The organism is Pantoea sp. X-Soil-YNGN-775, assembly GCF_059730575.1.
On sequence record NZ_AP035945.1, the window covers coordinates 4,193,458 to 4,210,875 of the forward strand.

Genomic DNA, 17,418 nt, shown 5'->3' on the forward strand with positions numbered 1-17,418 from the left:
GGGTTAAGGCTGACCTGCGAACCAGTCAGGCACCGTCTTATTGTCAGTGACCAGTACGCTTTCAATCCCCAGCGCCCGGGCCGCGTCAATATTCTGCGGGTTATCGTCAAAGAACACCGCCTGGTCGGCGCTGACGCCTTCCGCGTCCAGCACGTGCTGATAGATGCGCGCTTCGGGCTTACGCATTCCCAGCTCCTGCGACAGATAGAGCGCATCGGCCGCTTGCTGCACGTCCGGGTACTGGGTCGGCCAGAAGGCGCAATGCAGCTTGTTGGTATTGGAGAGGATCACTACCCGATGCCCTTCCAGCCGTAGCCGGTTCATCAGCGCCAGCGTCTCTGGCCGTACGCCGACAAATACCGCCTGCCAGCCGGCGGTGAACTGCTCGTAGCTCAGGGCGATTTCCAGCTTTTCACACAGCGCTACCGCGAAATCTTCATCGCTGATTTCACCGCGCTCGTGCTGTTCAAATGCCTCACCCATCTCGAAATGACTTTGCAGTGACGCCAGCGGCACGCGGCTAAGGTCACTCCAGACACCTAACACGCGGTTAAAATCGATATCAATGATCACATTGCCCAAATCAAAAATGTACAACATGGTGCGCCTCCTTCGGTTCCCTGGAGTATTCACTCTAGCGGCAAAAGTGCAGGCTGAACAGCTAACCGCAGAGAGAAAAACGGAAACGCTGACCGGCGCGTAATGCCCTGACAGGCGACACCATTTATCGCTGGCCTGGTGGCCAGCGACAGGAATAGCAGGCAAAAAAAAGCCCCGATAACGGGGCTTTTCATCAATTAAAGGCGCAGATTATGCGTCTTTAGGACCACGTGAAGCACGTTTACGGTCGTTTTCAGTCAGGTGACGTTTACGAATACGTACAGACTGTGGCGTAACTTCTACCAGTTCGTCATCATCGATGAACTCGATCGCCTGCTCCAGCGTCATCTTGATTGGCGGCACCAGAGTGGTCGCTTCATCCGTACCAGAAGCACGCATGTTGGTCAGCTTCTTACCGGTCAGACAGTTGACTGTCAGGTCGTTAGAACGGCTGTGAATACCGATGATCTGGCCTTCATATACTTCCGCACCGTGACCCAGGAACAGCTTACCGCGGTCCTGCAGGCCGAACAGCGCAAACGCAACTGCTTTACCCTGACCGTTAGAGATCAGTACGCCGTTCTGACGCTGGCCCACTTCGCCCGGACGAATATCGTCGTAGTGGCTGAAGGTGGAGTACAGCAGACCGGTACCTGAAGTCATAGTCATGAATTCGTTACGGAAGCCGATCAGGCCACGGCTTGGGATCACGTAGTCGAGACGTACGCGGCCTTTACCATCCGGATCCATGTTTTTCAGATCGCCCTTACGCTCACCCATGGCTTGCATGACTGAACCCTGGTTGTTCTCTTCGATATCCAGCGTTACGTTCTCAAATGGCTCTTGTTTACGGCCATCGATTTCGCGGAAGATAACTTTCGGACGGGATACCGCCAGTTCGAAACCTTCACGACGCATGTTTTCGATCAGAACAGACAGGTGCAGCTCACCACGACCTGATACGCGGAACGCGTCAGCATCTTCGGTTTCTTCAACACGCAGCGCCACGTTGTGAACCAGTTCTTTGTTCAGACGCTCAAGGATCTGACGTGAAGTCACGTACTTACCTTCTTTACCGCAGAACGGTGAGGTGTTGACGTTAAAGAACATGGTTACCGTTGGCTCATCCACGCTCAGCGCTGGCAGCGCCTGAACATTTTGTGGATCGCAAATGGTGTCAGAGATATTCAGCTCGCCCAGACCGGTGATGGCGATGATGTCGCCCGCTTCAGCCAGGTCGCTGTCGATACGCTCCAGACCCAGGTGAGTCAGCACTTTACCGACTTTACCGTTACGGGTTTTGCCTTCGCTATCGATAATGGTGACCTGCTGGTTAGGCTTCACTTTACCGCGCTTGATACGGCCGATACCGATAACACCCAGGTAGTTGTTGTAGTCCAGCTGCGAGATTTGCATCTGCAGTGGCGCTTCAGCTTCAACCTGTGGTGGAGAAACGTGGTCAACAATCGCCTGATACAGCGGGGTCATATCGTCCGCCATATCGGTGTGCTCCAGACCTGCAATACCATTCAGCGCCGAGGCGAAAATGATAGGGAAGTCGAGCTGCTCGTCGGTCGCGTCGAGGTTAACGAACAGGTCAAATACCTGATCCACAACCCAGTCCGGACGCGCGCCAGGACGGTCAACTTTATTGATAACCACGATCGGCTTCAGACCATGCGCGAACGCTTTTTTGGTCACGAAGCGAGTTTGCGGCATAGGGCCATCCATCGCATCTACAACCAGCAGCACCGAGTCCACCATGGACATGACGCGCTCAACTTCACCACCGAAGTCGGCGTGTCCTGGGGTATCAACGATGTTGATACGGTAGTCATTCCACTTAATGGCGGTGTTTTTTGCGAGGATGGTAATCCCACGCTCTTTCTCCAAATCATTGGAGTCCATCACGCGCTCGGTTGCTTCGGTACGGGCATCAAAAGTACCGGATTGTTGCAGCAGTTTGTCAACCAGGGTGGTCTTTCCATGGTCAACGTGCGCGATGATGGCGATGTTACGCAAATTTTCGATCACAGCTTTGCCTCAGGCATTAGAAATAGCGCGCTATTGTACACGGATTAAGCGGAAGACTGAACACGATCACACTTTTCACTGAAAGTTTATTGCATTGCCGCAAATTTGCCCTGTTCCCGGTGCAGAAAATGCACTAAGTTGGGCTATTGCACCACTTTGGTGCCTGACGAACGCACAAAAGCACCACGATGGTGCATGAAGACTATCGTGGTGCAGCGCCCGCAGGACAAAAAGGGGCATCACAGGGCGATTTAACCGCCACGGATAAAGTTGGCACAGAATTCGCTTTATCTCTTTTAAGCGCAAACGCCAGTCAGACGACGGTTGAAGAGCGTGCCGGAATAGCCAGGTCAGGGATGGCAGTAGTCAGAAACGCATTCCCGGCAACGACGTTCCCTCACCATGTAGACAATGACCATTTCCAGGAGAGTTGAGTATGTCCGCTGAACACGTTCTCTCGATGATGAACGAGCATGAAGTTAAGTTTGTTGACCTGCGTTTTACCGATACCAAAGGTAAAGAACAGCACGTTACTATCCCTGCTCACCAGGTTAACGCTGACTTCTTCGAAGAAGGCAAAATGTTCGATGGCTCCTCCATCGGTGGCTGGAAAGGCATTAACGAATCAGACATGGTGCTGATGCCTGACGCTACCACGGCGGTCATGGATCCTTTCTTTGAAGATTCTACGCTGATCATCCGTTGTGACATTCTCGAGCCAGGCACCATGCAGGGCTACGATCGTGACCCACGCTCAATTGCCAAGCGCGCTGAAGATTTCCTGCGTTCTTCCGGCATCGCTGACACCGTGCTGTTTGGGCCAGAGCCTGAATTCTTCCTGTTCGATGACATCCGTTTCGGTTCATCGACTTCCGGTTCACACGTTGCTATCGACGATATCGAAGCAGCCTGGAACACCGGCAAAGAGTACGAAGGCGGTAACAAAGGTCACCGTCCAGGTCTGAAAGGCGGCTACTTCCCGGTGCCACCGGTTGACTCATCACAGGACATCCGTTCTGCCATGTGTCTGACTATGGAGCAGATGGGTCTGGTGGTTGAAGCGCATCACCACGAAGTGGCGACCGCGGGTCAGAACGAAGTGGCAACCCGCTTCAACACCATGACCAAGAAAGCCGATGAAATTCAGATCTACAAATATGTCGTGCACAACGTGGCTCACGCCTATGGCAAAACGGCAACCTTTATGCCGAAGCCAATGTTTGGCGACAACGGTTCAGGTATGCACTGCCATATGTCACTGTCTAAAGGTGGCCAGAACCTGTTCTCCGGTGACAAATACGGCGGCCTGTCTGAAATGGCGCTGTTCTACATCGGCGGTATCATCAAGCACGCTAAAGCGATCAACGCCCTGGCGAACCCGACGACCAACTCCTACAAGCGTCTGGTCCCGGGTTACGAAGCCCCGGTTATGCTGGCGTACTCTGCCCGTAACCGTTCAGCCTCAATCCGTATCCCGGTAGTTGCCAGCCCGAAAGCACGTCGTATTGAAGCGCGCTTCCCGGACCCAGCGGCTAACCCATACCTGGCATTCACCGCGCTGCTGATGGCTGGCCTCGACGGCATCATCAACAAGATCCATCCTGGCGATGCGATGGATAAAAACCTGTATGACCTGCCACCGGAAGAAGAAGCTGAGATTCCAAAAGTTGCTGGCTCGCTGGAAGAAGCGCTGAACGCCCTGAACGAAGATCGCGAGTTCCTGACTCGTGGCGGCGTGTTCACCGACGAAACCATCGATGCTTACATCGAACTGCGTAAAGCAGAACTGGACCGCGTCCGCATGACGCCACATCCGGTAGAGTTCGAGCTTTACTACAGCGTTTAATTGGTCAGACGTTTTTGTTGCCGTGGAAACTTTCAGCCCATCTTCGGATGGGCTTTTTTCTCCGCGAATTCACCGTTCATTCGCCTTTATTTCGGCTTAAAGACTAAAATGCACTAATTTTGTGCAGAGGAACGCTGTATGGCAACTGGCTCTCTGCCCGATGCGGGGCAGATTCTCAACGCGTTAATCAACAGTATTTTGTTGGTGGATAACGACCTGGTTATTCACTATGCCAATCCGGCGGCGCAGCAATTACTGGCGCAAAGCTCACGTAAATTGTTTGGCACGCCGTTACCGGAGCTGACCGGCTACTTTTCGCTGAATATTGAGGTGATGCGCGAGAGTCTTGAGGCTGGCCAGGGATTTACCGACAGTGAAGTCACGCTGGTGGTCGATGGACGCGCGCACATCATGTCGCTGACCGCGCAGCGTTTGCCCGATGGCTTACTTTTGCTGGAAATGGCGCCGATGGATAATCAGCGTCGTCTCAGTCAGGAACAGTTGCAGCACGCCCAGCAGGTGGCCGCACGCGATTTGGTTCGCGGACTGGCGCACGAAATCAAAAATCCGCTGGGTGGATTACGCGGGGCCGCGCAATTGTTGTCACGCGCCCTGCCCGATCCGTCGCTAAATGAATATACCAAAGTGATTATTGAACAGGCGGACCGGTTAAGAAATCTGGTTGATCGCCTGTTAGGGCCGCAGCAGCCCGGCATGCATATCACCCAAAGCATCCATCAGGTGGCCGAGCGCGTGGTGAATCTGGTGTCGATGGAGTTGCCGGATAACGTCTCTCTGGTGCGTGATTACGATCCCAGCCTGCCGGAACTGCCGCACGATCCCGATCAGATTGAACAGGTGCTACTCAACGTCGTCCGTAATGCGCTGCAGGCGTTAGGCGACGACGGCGGCACCATTATTATTCGCACCCGTACTGCGTTCCAGCTCACGCTGCACGGCACGCGTTACCGTCTGGTGGCGCGGATTGATATTGAAGATGATGGCCCCGGCATTCCCGCCCAGCTGCAGGATACGCTGTTTTATCCGATGGTCAGCGGCCGTGAAGGCGGAACCGGTTTAGGCCTTTCCATCGCCCGTAGCCTGATTGATCAACATTCAGGAAAAATAGAATTTAACAGTTGGCCGGGACATACCGAATTTTCGGTTTACCTGCCCATTCGCCAGTGAGGTTTCTATGCAACGAGGGATAGTCTGGATCGTCGATGACGATAGCTCCATCCGCTGGGTGCTTGAACGCGCGCTCACTGGAGCCGGTTTAAGCTGTGCCACGTTTGACAGCGCAAAAGAGGTGCTGGATGCCCTCTCGACCAAAACCCCGGACGTTTTATTATCAGATATCCGCATGCCCGGTATGGACGGTCTGGCGCTGCTGAAGCAGATTAAACAGCGCCACCCGATGCTCCCGGTCATCATAATGACGGCCCACTCCGATCTGGATGCTGCGGTCAGCGCCTACCAGCAAGGGGCGTTCGATTACCTGCCTAAACCGTTTGATATTGATGAGGCGGTTGCGCTGGTAGAGCGTGCCATCAGTCACTATCAGGAGCAGCAGCAGCCACGTAATCAGCCGGTGAGCGGGCCGACCACCGATATCATCGGTGAAGCCCCGGCCATGCAGGACGTATTCCGCATTATTGGCCGCCTGTCGCGATCGTCGATTAGCGTGCTGATCAACGGCGAATCCGGTACCGGTAAAGAGCTGGTGGCACACGCGCTGCATCGCCACAGCCCACGGACCAAAGCGCCGTTTATCGCGCTGAATATGGCCGCCATCCCGAAAGATCTGATTGAGTCAGAACTGTTCGGTCATGAAAAAGGGGCATTTACCGGCGCTAACCAGATTCGTCAGGGCCGCTTTGAGCAGGCAGATGGCGGCACACTGTTTTTAGATGAGATCGGCGACATGCCGCTTGATGTGCAGACTCGTCTGCTGCGCGTGCTGGCCGACGGACAGTTTTATCGCGTTGGCGGCTATGCGCCGGTCAAAGTCGACGTGCGTATCATCGCTGCAACCCACCAGAATCTGGAGCTGCGGGTACAGGAAGGCAAGTTCCGTGAGGATCTGTTTCATCGCCTGAATGTGATCCGGGTACACCTGCCGCCGCTGCGTGAGCGCCGGGAAGATATTCCGCGGCTGGCACGTTACTTCCTGCAGGTTGCCGCACGTGAACTGGGGGTAGAGGCGAAGATCCTGCATCCGGAAACCGAAGCCGCGCTGACCCGCCTGCACTGGTCAGGTAACGTGCGTCAGCTGGAGAATACCTGTCGCTGGCTGACCGTGATGGCGGCGGGCCAGGAAGTGTTGATTCAGGATCTGCCTGCCGAACTGTTTGAATCCAGCACGCCGGAAAATCCGGTACAGTCGCTGCCGGACAGCTGGGCAACGCTGCTGGCTCAGTGGGCCGACCGCGCGCTGCGCTCCGGTCATCAGAATCTGCTGTCAGAAGCGCAACCAGAGATGGAGCGCACGCTGCTCACAACCGCCCTGCGCCATACTCAGGGTCATAAGCAGGAAGCAGCCCGGTTGCTGGGTTGGGGACGCAATACCCTGACGCGCAAACTGAAAGAACTGGGGATGGAATAAACATCCTGATGCGGGCTGGGGAGTCTCAGCCCGTGTTCAGATCACCCGCGAAAACTGCTGCTGACGCGCTTTCTGACGCAGGTAGCGATCAAAACACATGCAGATATTGCGGATCAGCAAGCGTCCCACTCCCGTCACCTGCAAGCCCGTCGCCGTTTGCACCACCAGCCCATCCGCCACTAACGGTTTCAGCAGCGCCAGGTCTTCGGCGAAGTAGTCGGCAAATCGGATGCCCCACTGGGTTTCAACCGCCGCAAAGTCGAGCGAGAAGTTGCAGATCAGGGTCTTAATCACCTCACGACGCAGACAGTCATCATCGGTTAACGCCACACCGCGCCACAGGCCGTTGCCCTGCTGCTCCACGCTGCTGTACCAGCTATTGAGCACTTTCTGATTCTGGGCATAGCTGTCACCAATCATGCTGATGGCAGAGACGCCAAGCCCGAGTAAATCGCTGTCGCCCTGCGTGGTGTAGCCCTGAAAGTTACGATGCAGCTCTCCTTCGCGCTGGGCAATGGCCAGTTCATCCTGCGGCTTCGCAAAATGATCCATGCCAATGAACTGGTAACCCTGCTGCGTCAGAGTGGCGATGGTCTGCTGCAGAATATCCAGTTTTTGCTGTGCCGACGGCAGTTCGTCATCTTTGATTTTACGCTGGGCAGCGAACAGCGCGGGCAGATGCGCATAGTTGAATACGCTCAGCCGGTCGGGATTCAGCGCCAGCACCCGCTCCAGCGTGAAGGCGAAGCTGGCCGGCGTCTGGAGCGGCAAACCGTAGATCAGATCGATGCTGGTTGAGCTGAAACCCTGCTCGCGCGCCCGTGCCATCAGTCCGAAGATGACCGCTTCATCCTGTACCCGATTGACCCGCTGCTGCACCGCTTTGTTAAAGTCCTGCACACCCATGCTAAGACGATTGAATCCCAGCGCGCGCAGGTGATCGATGACATCCAGCTCAATTTCGCGTGGATCAACCTCGATCGACATTTCGGCATCGTCCGCCACCGTAAAATGTTGCTTCAGTAATGCTACCAGCCGGCTAATCTGCGCCTTATCGAGAAAGGTTGGTGTGCCGCCGCCCCAGTGCAGTTGCCGCACCTGCCGCTGACGGAACAGTGGCGCGCGCTGAATAATCTCCTGCTCAAGCACATCCAGGTAGCGGTCGGCTTTATGCCGCTGACGTGTGACTATTTTATTGCAGCCACAGAAGTAGCAAAGACGATGACAGAAAGGAATATGGACGTAGAGCGACAGGGGACGTTCAGGATAGCGCGCTACCGCACGCAGGAAGTCAGGCTCTCCATACTGCTCGCTGAACTCCAGCGCAGTAGGATAAGAGGTATAACGCGGCCCGGCGTAATTGTATTTCTCAATCAGCGCCTGGTCCCAATCAATCTGCAGCGATGGCATGCTCACTCCTTCCGGTGACGTCGTCTAAGAGAAGGTCGCGATGAAGAAGGGATGAAAGGTGAGCGGGAAGAAACCCGACGTAAACGTTGCTTCAGGCGCGACAGGCGACGTAGTTTAAACAATAACCACAGCAGATAACATGTCGTCAGCAGTGCGAAGATTGATCCAGGCCAAAACATTGTCGTTTACCTGAGAGGGGCGGCATGCGGAAACCGCATGCCGATCAAATTGGCTTAGTTGCCTTTCAGCAGACGGTACATATCTTCTTCCGCCTGCTCGTCATCGCCGTCATCCATGGCGATGCCCAACTGCTCCATCAGTTCATCGATGCGATCGAGTGCCGCGTCCAGCCAGCCCTGGTCTTCTGCCGACAGCGTTTCACCATTTTCCAGCCGATCCAGCAGTGCATCCAGACGTTCGTCATTTTCCAGCTTCGCCAGCTCTTCTTCCGGCGTCAGGCGTGCTTTTTTCTCAGCCGCAGGTTTTGCCACGCTTTTCTTCGCCTTAGCCGGCGCAGTCTGGCTATCGGCGATCAGCGCGACCGGTTTTTTGCTACCGATACGCGGATCTTTAGCCTTACTGCTCTGGCCGCCGCCGTTGTTGTCCGACGCAGTCGGATTTGCACGGCTGCCTGACGCATGGCCGCGATGCTTTTTATCACGTTTACGATCGCGTGCTTCGTTATTAATATCTTCACGCGATTTGCGTTTGGCTTTGACGGCAGGTTTGCCGTGCGCAGCTCGTGCAGGTTGCTTCATAGTGTTCGGTCCCGGCTTTTTTATTCAGTATAGAATTGCGGCGAAATCTAGCAGAAAGTAGCCAAAGAAAAAAGGCGACAGCTCAAGCTGTCGCCTTATTTCATACCTTCATACGAAGGAATCATGTTTTAAATCCTTTTCGGCTCGTAACATCCCGGTCAATCCCGCGCCTGCTCAACACCTGAGCTTTTCCTTATCCCTGTCTGGTCCGCAATCCCTGACCATTTCCACTCCACCGCTCTTTGCCTTCCTGACATCCCTGAACGCATCTTCCTGATGTATGCTGCCATGCACTGCACACTAATGTAGACCAACTGGTAAAACCCTCAAGTAAGCGGCAAGGTTAGTTGCTGAAAAAAAAGACTAAATATGCTTAATCAAATGAATAATAATGATTTTTATTTTTAGTAATTAAAGTAAATAACGACATAACGGGCAACGTCTATGGCAAATCTCTTACAAAAAAGTTGACTGCCAAGCGGTTGAGCACTTTCGCGCCATAACGCGTATAATCGGCGCCATTGCCTTAATGCGTTTTCTGGAGTGTCACTTTGTCTGAACTGAATTATCACGTAACCCATTTTGTCCTGAGCGCGCCGGATATTCGCCATCTTCCCGCCGATACCGGAATTGAAGTTGCCTTTGCTGGCCGCTCCAACGCCGGGAAATCCAGCGCATTGAACACCTTAACCAACCAGAAAAGTCTGGCGCGTACCAGTAAAACGCCGGGCCGCACCCAGTTGATTAACTTGTTTGAAGTCACAGAAGGGAAACGGCTGGTCGACCTGCCGGGTTACGGCTATGCCGAAGTGCCGGAAGAGATGAAGCTGAAATGGCAACGTGCATTAGGTGAATATCTGCAAAAACGACAGGCGCTGAAGGGTCTGGTAGTGCTGATGGATATTCGTCATCCGCTTAAGGACCTGGATCAGCAGATGATTCAGTGGGCAGTGGAAAGCAGTATTCCGGTGCTGTTGCTCCTGACCAAGGCCGATAAGCTCGCGTCGGGCGCGCGTAAAGCGCAGCTGACTATGGTGCGAGAAGCGTCACTGGCGTTTATGGGTGATGTACAGGTCGAACTGTTTTCGTCGCTGAAGAAGATTGGCGTGGACAAAGTACGGCAGAAACTCGATGGCTGGTTCACCAACCTTGAGCCCGCCCGCGACGATCAGGACGCGGAAGAGTAAGCCGCGCCAGCGCGTTCTGTCCGCTGAGGGTGTAAAAAGCCCAATAAAAAACGCCCCAGTCACAGAATGACTGGGGCGGCTAAATTCAGCCAAATCCGATTACGTGAAGTAAAAGGTCTGAAAGATAGAACATCTTACCTCTGTACCCTACGCCTCGAACTTTACCTGATTTTTTCTGAGCTACAAAGGCTTTTTTGTCGCTTACTTACATCAAATAAGTCTTTTTTTACCATGTACGTCACAAAAATGGCGTCGCGATGTAGTTTAATGACAAAAAAAGTGCTTAGCCGATAAGCAGTTAGTGATTTTCTTGAGACCGCGGCGTCACTGCCAGTGGCTGAAGCGATTAAGTAAACGATTTACTTATGCCTCATACCAGACCCGCAATGACGCCGCAGCGCCAGCGCATTAGGGCAAATTAGTGGGCTTCATCCCAGTTATCACCCACTCCCACTTCCACCAGCAGCGGAACATCAAGCTGCACGCTGCCTTCCATCAAGGCCTGGATTTTCTTACTGGCTGCCTCAACGGCCTCTGCCCTGATCTCAAACACCAGTTCATCATGCACCTGCATAATCATTCTGACACCGCTCTCTTTTTCCTGCTCTAACCAGCCATCAACTGCAATCATTGCACGCTTGATAATGTCAGCTGCCGTCCCCTGCATTGGTGCATTGATCGCTGCACGCTCCGCGGCTTTACGCCGCATTGCGTTGCTGGATTTAATATCCGGCAGCCACAGGCGGCGGCCTTCCAGAGTTTCGACATAGCCTTTGCTGGCGGCCAGCTGGCGCGTGTTTTCCATGTAGCGCAGCACGCCTGGATAGCGCTCAAAGTAGAGATCCATATACTTTTTCGCTTCACCGGCACCAATGTTTAACTGGCGAGACAGGCCAAATGCGCTCATGCCGTAGATCAGACCGAAGTTGATCGCTTTGGCGCTGCGGCGCTGTTCTCCACTGACCTTGTCCAGCGCGACACCAAACACTTCAGCCGCAGTTGCACGGTGGATGTCTTCGCCCTGGGCGAAGGCATCCAGCAATCCTTTATCCTGCGAGAGATGCGCCATGATACGCAGTTCAATTTGCGAGTAGTCAGCCGCAACGATGCGATTCCCTTTGCCAGCAATGAAAGCCTGACGGATACGGCGCCCTTCGTCATTACGTACCGGAATATTCTGCAGGTTAGGATCGGTCGAGGATAAGCGCCCGGTCGCGGTAACCGCCTGATGATAAGAGGTATGAACCCGCCCGGTTAGCGGGTTGATCATCAGCGGTAATTTATCGGTGTAGGTAGACTTCAGTTTAGATAAACCGCGATGTTCCAGGATCACCTTGGGCAACGGATAATCGAGCGCCAGCTCGGCTAACACTTCTTCGCTGGTTGAAGGTGCGCCGCCCGGGGTCTTTTTAGTCGGTTTAATGCCCTGCTTTTCAAACAGAATAACCTGCAGCTGTTTGGTCGAAGAGAGATTAAACGGCTCACCCGCCAGTTCATGCGCCTTGAGTTCCAGTTCAGCCAGCCGGGAGGTAAGCTCTTTCGAATGCTGCGCCAGGATAGCCTGATCAATCAACACGCCATTACGCTCAATGCGCGAGATAACGGTGAGCAGCGGCATCTCAATTTGCTCAAACACGTTTTTCGGGCCCGCTTCTTTCTCCAGCTCTGGCCACATTTTCAGGTGCAGCTGTAAGGTGACGTCGGCATCTTCCGCAGCATAATGCCCCGCCTGTTCCAGAGCGATTTGATTAAACGTCAGCTGATTTTTGCCCTTGCCGGCAATCTCTTCAAAGGTGACGGTTTTATGGTTCAGCCAGCGTGCAGCCAGGCTATCCATATCGTGTTTGCCGACCACGCTGTTGAGAATGTAAGACTCCAGCATGGTATCGAATTTAATTCCGGCCAGTTCAATATCGTAGTTCTTCAATACGCCGCGATCGTATTTGAGATTCTGACCAACCTTCCAGGCGCTGGCATCTTCCAGCAGCGGCTTAAGCTGTGCCAGCACGGTGGCACGATCGAGTTGTTCAGGCGCATCCAGATAGTCATGTGCCACCGGCAGATAGGCAGCCTCACCCGGCGCGACCGCAAAACCAATACCGACGATATTGGCGCTCAGGGTATCCAGCGAATCGGTTTCCAGATCAAACGCGAACACCTCGCTGCGCTTTAACTTCTCCAGCCAGCTATCAAAGGTCGCCTGATCCAGGATAGTGACGTAACCATCCGCCGATAATATGCTGCTGGTCTCAACCACTGCTACCGGCTCATCAGGCAGCCCTTTTTGCGCCTGAGGATTACTCTTTTTACCCTGCAGCCATTTCCCATCCTGCAGATCATTCAGCCAGCGTTTGAACTCATAACGGCTGAACAGCGTCTGCAACGCCGCCACGTCCGGTTCGGTCACCGTCAGTTCTTCGCACGGCAATTCCAGTTCAACGTCGGTTTTGATGGTTGCCAGTTGGTAAGAGAGGAATGCCACTTCACGGTTCTGTTCAAGTTTCGCTGCCATGGTTTTGGCACCACGGAACGACAGTTCGGCCACTTTATCCAGGTTGTCATAGATTGAACGCATGCCGCCCAGTCCCTGCAGCAGCGCCTGCGCGGTCTTCTCACCCACGCCAGGAACGCCAGGGATGTTATCTGAGCTATCGCCCATCATGGCGAGGAAGTCGATAATCAAAGCAGGTGGCACACCATACTTCTGCTCGACCTCTTCCGGCCCCAGGATGGTATTGGTCATGGTGTTAATCAGGGTGATACCCGGCGTCACCAGCTGCGCCATATCTTTATCACCGGTGCTGATCAGCACTGACCGGCCTTTTTTCTCGGCCTCAAGCGCCAGGGTACCGATAACATCATCAGCCTCAACGCCACTAACTGCCAGCAGCGGTAATCCCATCGCGCGCACCATCTCGTGCAGCGGTTCGATTTGCGCGCGCAGATCGTCAGGCATCGGTGGCCGATGCGATTTGTAATGCTCAAACAGCTCGTCGCGGAACGTTTTGCCTTTAGCATCAAACACCACAGCAACATGACTTGGGCTATATTGCGTCAGCAGGCTTTTCAGCATATTTAGCACGCCATACATGGCGCCTGTGGGTTCACCTGCACTATTGGTCAGCGGCGGGAACGCGTGGTACGCGCGATAAAGATAGGATGAGCCATCAACCAGAATCAGGGGATTTTCTGCGATTTGCGCCATAAGTCTGTCTATTCTTCGTTGCCATGGATTGGTCTATAAGGATGCCACAGCTTGGCAAGAATGGTGAAATAAGGCGAGCAGCGTCTGGCGTTTTTAACGCTTTTGAGTGAAGGATCGCAACGATCATTCTGTGGATAACTTTGTGCGTAAAAATTATAACGCGCTGTTTTTTAGGCGTTTAGATAAAACGACTCTGATTTAAGTTATTTATTTTCATACAGTTACCTTCTTTCCGTGATCCGATCGCCATTTTTAATTACGTGATCCCTTGTGTGGATATTAAATTTATGCCCAGGAGATGGATAAAAATGCTGTCACCGATCGCAGGACAAAAAAAACGCCAGCAGCGCTGGCGTTTAGCGATCAGACAACAGGTTACTTCTGGCTGACCAGGAATTTCACAACGTTCGCGTAATCGGCAACGAAATTATCCATAGAGCTGGTGTCGAGACCGCCGTTATTGACCATGTATTTGCCGTTAACGAAAATCGCCGGTACACCGCGCAGATCAACATCAGCCGCGGCTTTCTGCTGCTGAGCAACCAGCGCTTTTACCGCAAAGCTGTTCCAGGCCGCATCATAATCCGCCGCTGAAATGCCGGCCGCAGTGATAAAGGTCTGTTTCAGGCTGGCAGGATCGGTGATGGTCTGCGTTTTCTGGATACCATCAAAGATTGGTGCGGTGACTTTGTCTTCCACGCCTAACGCCATTGCCACAGCCCAGGCCTGAGTCACCACCGCTCCCAGGTCGCCGCCGAGGAAATCAACGTGGTATTTCACCATCTTAGTCTCAGCAGGCAGATTCTTTTTCACCGCATCATTGACGTGATAAATACGTTCGAACTGATAGCAGTGCGGGCAGAAGAAGGAGAAAAACTCCATCACCTGAGGTTCGCCTGCAACCGGCTTCTGCAGACTGACGTACTGTTTCCCCTCGGTGAATGGTGCAGCAGACGCGCTGAACGCCAGCACTAAACCAATCAGTGCAAACCAAATCTTTTTCATCGTGAAAAACTCTCCTGACTACTTCATTAAAATTGCGGGGTCAGCTGCAAAGGAGGTTCCTGCAACAGCTTCTCCTGCTCGGTAAAAAGCGAAATCTGCCGGCGCCAAAAATCTTCATCTGTCATCCAGGGGAAGGCGCGCGGAAAAGCGGGATCCTGCCAGCGTCGGATGACCCAGGCCAGATAATAAACCATGCGCATCGCGCGTAAAGGCTCAATCAGTGACAATTCATTAATATCAAAGTCACTGAATTCACCGTACGCCTCCAGCAGGATATCCCACTGAATACGCTGTTCCTGCCGATCCCCGCTGATCAGCATCCACAGATCCTGAACTGCCGGACCATTGCGGGCATCGTCCAGATCGACAAACAGCGGTCCGTCACGCCACAGGATATTACCCGGATGACAGTCACCGTGTAATCGTAGCGGCTGCCACGTACTATGCCAGCGTTGCTGTAACGTGTGCCCCAGCTTGTCGACCGACTTAAGCAGCGCATCTTTCAGTGAAGCAGGCACTAACAGGCACTGTTCCAGCCCCTCACGGGGCTGATGGAGATATTCATCCAGGCCGATAGTCGGCCGCTGGCTGAACAGCGTTTTACGGCCGGTCTGATGAATCCGTCCCAGAAAGCGGCCAACCCACTCCATCTGGTCTTCATTATCCGTTTCATACTGACGTCCGCCAAGGCTGGGGAACACCGCAAAATAGAAGCCGGCGTGGCTCTGCAGGGTGTCACCCTGTAAAATCAGCGGTGCCGCAATCGGCACTTCGTCAGCCAGCAGATCAAGCGCGTACTGATGCTCTTCGACAATCTGTTCGGCACGCCAGCGCTGCGGGCGATAGAATTTGGCCACGTAACGGCGTTTCTCATCATCACTGAACTGATAAACACGGTTCTCATAGCTATTCAGCGCTGTCAGTCCTGATTCGACGCGTATACCTGTTTCCCAAAGCGCATCCAGCAGCACGTCGGGATTCAAGGTCTGAAAATTAAACGCAGCGTCGCTCATCATTTTACCTGTCGTGGCCGGTGTATTTAGCCACCAAGGATAACACTACTCGTCACCTTTAATGACACCCCGTGCGCGTAGCAACGCTGTTTTGAAATCGACTTCATGATCTTTTTTCAGGCCGGGTATTTCATCATGGCTGCCTGCGTCACGCATTTTGAGATGGTAAATCAATACGTCATCGGTTAATTCACTTAATGGGCCACGGAATCCAGCTTCCTGAGCCAGTTTCTGTAAGAATGCGATGAGGTTAAGATCGGGTTCTTTTTGCCAGGCGGGTTGTAACAGTTCCATCAATTCGTTCAGACGATGGCATTTCATATCGCTTACTCCCGTTTTTCAGTATGTCATTAGCGAGGATAATGCCATGACAATGTTAACCGGCGTGATTCTGGCCGGGGGTCAGGGCCGCCGTATGGGTGGACAGGACAAAGGTTTGCTGCCACTGAATGGCAAGCCGCTGTATCAGCATGTCCTTGAACGGTTAAGGCCACAAGTCGACATTGTGGTGATTAATGCGAATCGCAATATTGATCGTTATCAGTTAAGCGGATGTCGGGTAGTGCAGGACGTATTTGCTGATTATCCGGGACCGCTGGCGGGGATCTACAGCGCATTATGCGCTATCGAGGGAGACTGGGCGGTGTTCAGTTCCTGCGATACACCTGCTATCCCGCTTAACTTTGTTGAACAGCTGGTGCAGCAACGCGGCGACGCCCCAGCAGTATGGGTACGCTCACAGACGCGCGATCACCCCACTCTGGCGCTGATTCACCGCGACGTTGCTATGCCACTGCAGGCCTATCTGCAGGCCGGTGAACGCCGCCTGATGCATTTTTTACGCGATCAGGGCGGACATGCGGTGCTGCTACCGGATGACGAATCTGCCTTTCACAACATTAATACCCCGGATGATCTGGACGAGAGAGTTTAATATGTCGCTACCTTTACTGGCTATCACCGGCTGGAGTGGAACCGGAAAAACAACGCTTTTACAGCAAGTTATACCAATTCTTAGCCATCAGGGTATTCGCAGTGGTTTGATCAAGCATACCCATCATCAGATGGAGGTGGATACACCCGGCAAAGACAGCTATCTCCTTCGAAAAGCCGGAGCGAATCAGGTTATCGTAGCCAGTTCCCAGCGCTGGGCATTAATGTGTGAAACACCCGATGAAGAGCGCATTGATCTGCATTATCTGGTGAGCCGGATGGAACAGTCTCTCCTGGATCTGGTGCTGGTGGAAGGATTCAAAAATGAGGCTGTGCCAAAAATTGTGTTGTGGCGCGCCGGTATCAAAGGGGGTATAGACGAATTGCTGGATGAACAGGTGATAGCCGTCGCCAGCGATCAGACTCTTGCATTGTCTGCATTGTCGGTGCCGGTACTGGATTTAAACCAGCCGGTAGTGATTGCGGCGTTCATTGCAGACTGGCTAAAAGCTCGTTGATCCGCGTTTTTTGTAGCGTTTCAGCAAAAATTTCAGCGATCTGCAGACGTAAAAAAACCCCGCACTTCCGTGCGGGGCTTCTTCACTTGTTTGATGCCTGGCAGTTCCCTACTCTCGCATGGGGAGACCCCACACTACCATCGGCGCTACGGCGTTTCACTTCTGAGTTCGGCATGGGGTCAGGTGGGACCACCGCGCTACAGCCGCCAGGCAAATCTTGGTGCACGGAACGAATCTTTTGCGTCATGACCGTGCTGCCATGCCGCAGAATCCTTCGTTCCCGCTAATTTTTATCCGTCACAAG

General features: G+C 53.4%; 15 protein-coding genes and 1 rRNA gene. 6 read left to right on the forward strand and 10 right to left on the reverse strand.

The window, feature by feature from the left end; genetic code table 11:
• Nucleotides 1–3: 3 nt before the first annotated feature.
• Both yihX and typA read right to left on the reverse strand, forming a co-directional pair.
• Nucleotides 4–600: a glucose-1-phosphatase gene (gene yihX / locus AC6I8I_RS19730; RefSeq protein WP_312055928.1), complete on the reverse strand. Its 597-nt coding sequence runs from the start codon at nt 598–600 to the stop codon at nt 4–6.
• A gap of 210 nt (nt 601–810) precedes the next feature.
• Complete coding sequence (gene typA, locus AC6I8I_RS19735) at nt 811–2,634, reverse strand: ribosome-dependent GTPase TypA (RefSeq protein ID WP_046289508.1); 1,824 nt, start codon at nt 2,632–2,634, stop codon at nt 811–813.
• A 436-nt stretch (nt 2,635–3,070) separates the two neighbouring features.
• Between typA and glnA the strand changes: the two genes are divergently transcribed.
• The 3 genes from glnA (at nt 3,071) to glnG (ending at nt 7,085) form a co-directional block, all read left to right on the forward strand.
• On the forward strand, nt 3,071–4,480 hold the full coding sequence (gene glnA, locus AC6I8I_RS19740; protein ID WP_031377263.1) for a glutamate--ammonia ligase: 1,410 nt from the start codon (nt 3,071–3,073) through the stop codon (nt 4,478–4,480).
• Nucleotides 4,481–4,618: 138 nt separating this feature from the next.
• Nucleotides 4,619–5,668: a nitrogen regulation protein NR(II) gene (gene glnL / locus AC6I8I_RS19745; protein ID WP_312055927.1), complete on the forward strand. Its 1,050-nt coding sequence runs from the start codon at nt 4,619–4,621 to the stop codon at nt 5,666–5,668.
• A 7-nt stretch (nt 5,669–5,675) separates the two neighbouring features.
• Nucleotides 5,676–7,085, forward strand: a complete 1,410-nt coding sequence (glnG, locus tag AC6I8I_RS19750; RefSeq protein ID WP_031377264.1) for a nitrogen regulation protein NR(I) — start codon at nt 5,676–5,678, stop codon at nt 7,083–7,085.
• Nucleotides 7,086–7,121: 36 nt separating this feature from the next.
• Here the strand turns inward: glnG and hemN are convergent, their stop codons facing one another.
• Together hemN and yihI are read right to left on the reverse strand one after the other, a co-directional pair.
• A complete protein-coding gene (gene hemN / locus AC6I8I_RS19755) occupies nt 7,122–8,495 on the reverse strand; it encodes an oxygen-independent coproporphyrinogen III oxidase (RefSeq protein WP_312055926.1) in 1,374 nt (457 codons plus the stop codon).
• Between the two features lie 233 nt (nt 8,496–8,728).
• Entirely contained in the window at nt 8,729–9,253 is a 525-nt protein-coding gene (yihI, locus tag AC6I8I_RS19760; protein ID WP_312055925.1) for a Der GTPase-activating protein YihI, read from the reverse strand.
• A 551-nt stretch (nt 9,254–9,804) separates the two neighbouring features.
• Here yihI and yihA point away from each other — a divergent pair.
• Entirely contained in the window at nt 9,805–10,440 is a 636-nt protein-coding gene (gene yihA, locus AC6I8I_RS19765) for a ribosome biogenesis GTP-binding protein YihA/YsxC (RefSeq protein ID WP_312055924.1), read from the forward strand.
• An 85-nt stretch (nt 10,441–10,525) separates the two neighbouring features.
• On the opposite strand, the gene spfP is transcribed toward yihA, so the two are convergent.
• The 5 genes from spfP to AC6I8I_RS19790 all read right to left on the reverse strand — a co-directional run bounded on the left by spfP (nt 10,526) and on the right by AC6I8I_RS19790 (nt 15,984).
• Complete coding sequence (gene spfP / locus AC6I8I_RS19770) at nt 10,526–10,573, reverse strand: small protein SpfP (protein WP_071892919.1); 48 nt, start codon at nt 10,571–10,573, stop codon at nt 10,526–10,528.
• 285 nt (nt 10,574–10,858) lie between these two features.
• Nucleotides 10,859–13,645 carry a DNA polymerase I gene (gene polA / locus AC6I8I_RS19775; protein ID WP_497820628.1) on the reverse strand — a complete coding sequence of 929 codons (2,787 nt, stop codon included), beginning with the start codon at nt 13,643–13,645 and terminating at the stop codon, nt 10,859–10,861.
• A gap of 375 nt (nt 13,646–14,020) precedes the next feature.
• Complete coding sequence (gene dsbA, locus AC6I8I_RS19780) at nt 14,021–14,650, reverse strand: thiol:disulfide interchange protein DsbA (protein ID WP_497828208.1); 630 nt, start codon at nt 14,648–14,650, stop codon at nt 14,021–14,023.
• A 26-nt stretch (nt 14,651–14,676) separates the two neighbouring features.
• A complete protein-coding gene (locus AC6I8I_RS19785) occupies nt 14,677–15,663 on the reverse strand; it encodes a serine/threonine protein kinase (protein WP_497828675.1) in 987 nt (328 codons plus the stop codon).
• A gap of 45 nt (nt 15,664–15,708) precedes the next feature.
• Nucleotides 15,709–15,984 carry a YihD family protein gene (locus tag AC6I8I_RS19790; protein WP_497820629.1) on the reverse strand — a complete coding sequence of 92 codons (276 nt, stop codon included), beginning with the start codon at nt 15,982–15,984 and terminating at the stop codon, nt 15,709–15,711.
• A 46-nt stretch (nt 15,985–16,030) separates the two neighbouring features.
• On the opposite strand from AC6I8I_RS19790, the gene mobA reads away from it, so the two are divergent.
• Nucleotides 16,031–16,597, forward strand: coding sequence for a molybdenum cofactor guanylyltransferase MobA (gene mobA / locus AC6I8I_RS19795; protein WP_312055921.1), 567 nt, complete (start codon nt 16,031–16,033; stop codon nt 16,595–16,597).
• Between the two features lies 1 nt (nt 16,598).
• Nucleotides 16,599–17,114 carry a molybdopterin-guanine dinucleotide biosynthesis protein MobB gene (gene mobB, locus AC6I8I_RS19800; RefSeq protein ID WP_312055920.1) on the forward strand — a complete coding sequence of 172 codons (516 nt, stop codon included), beginning with the start codon at nt 16,599–16,601 and terminating at the stop codon, nt 17,112–17,114.
• A 95-nt stretch (nt 17,115–17,209) separates the two neighbouring features.
• Here mobB and rrf read toward each other — a convergent pair.
• Nucleotides 17,210–17,325 (reverse strand): 5S ribosomal RNA (gene rrf, locus AC6I8I_RS19805).
• Nucleotides 17,326–17,418 lie beyond the last annotated feature (93 nt).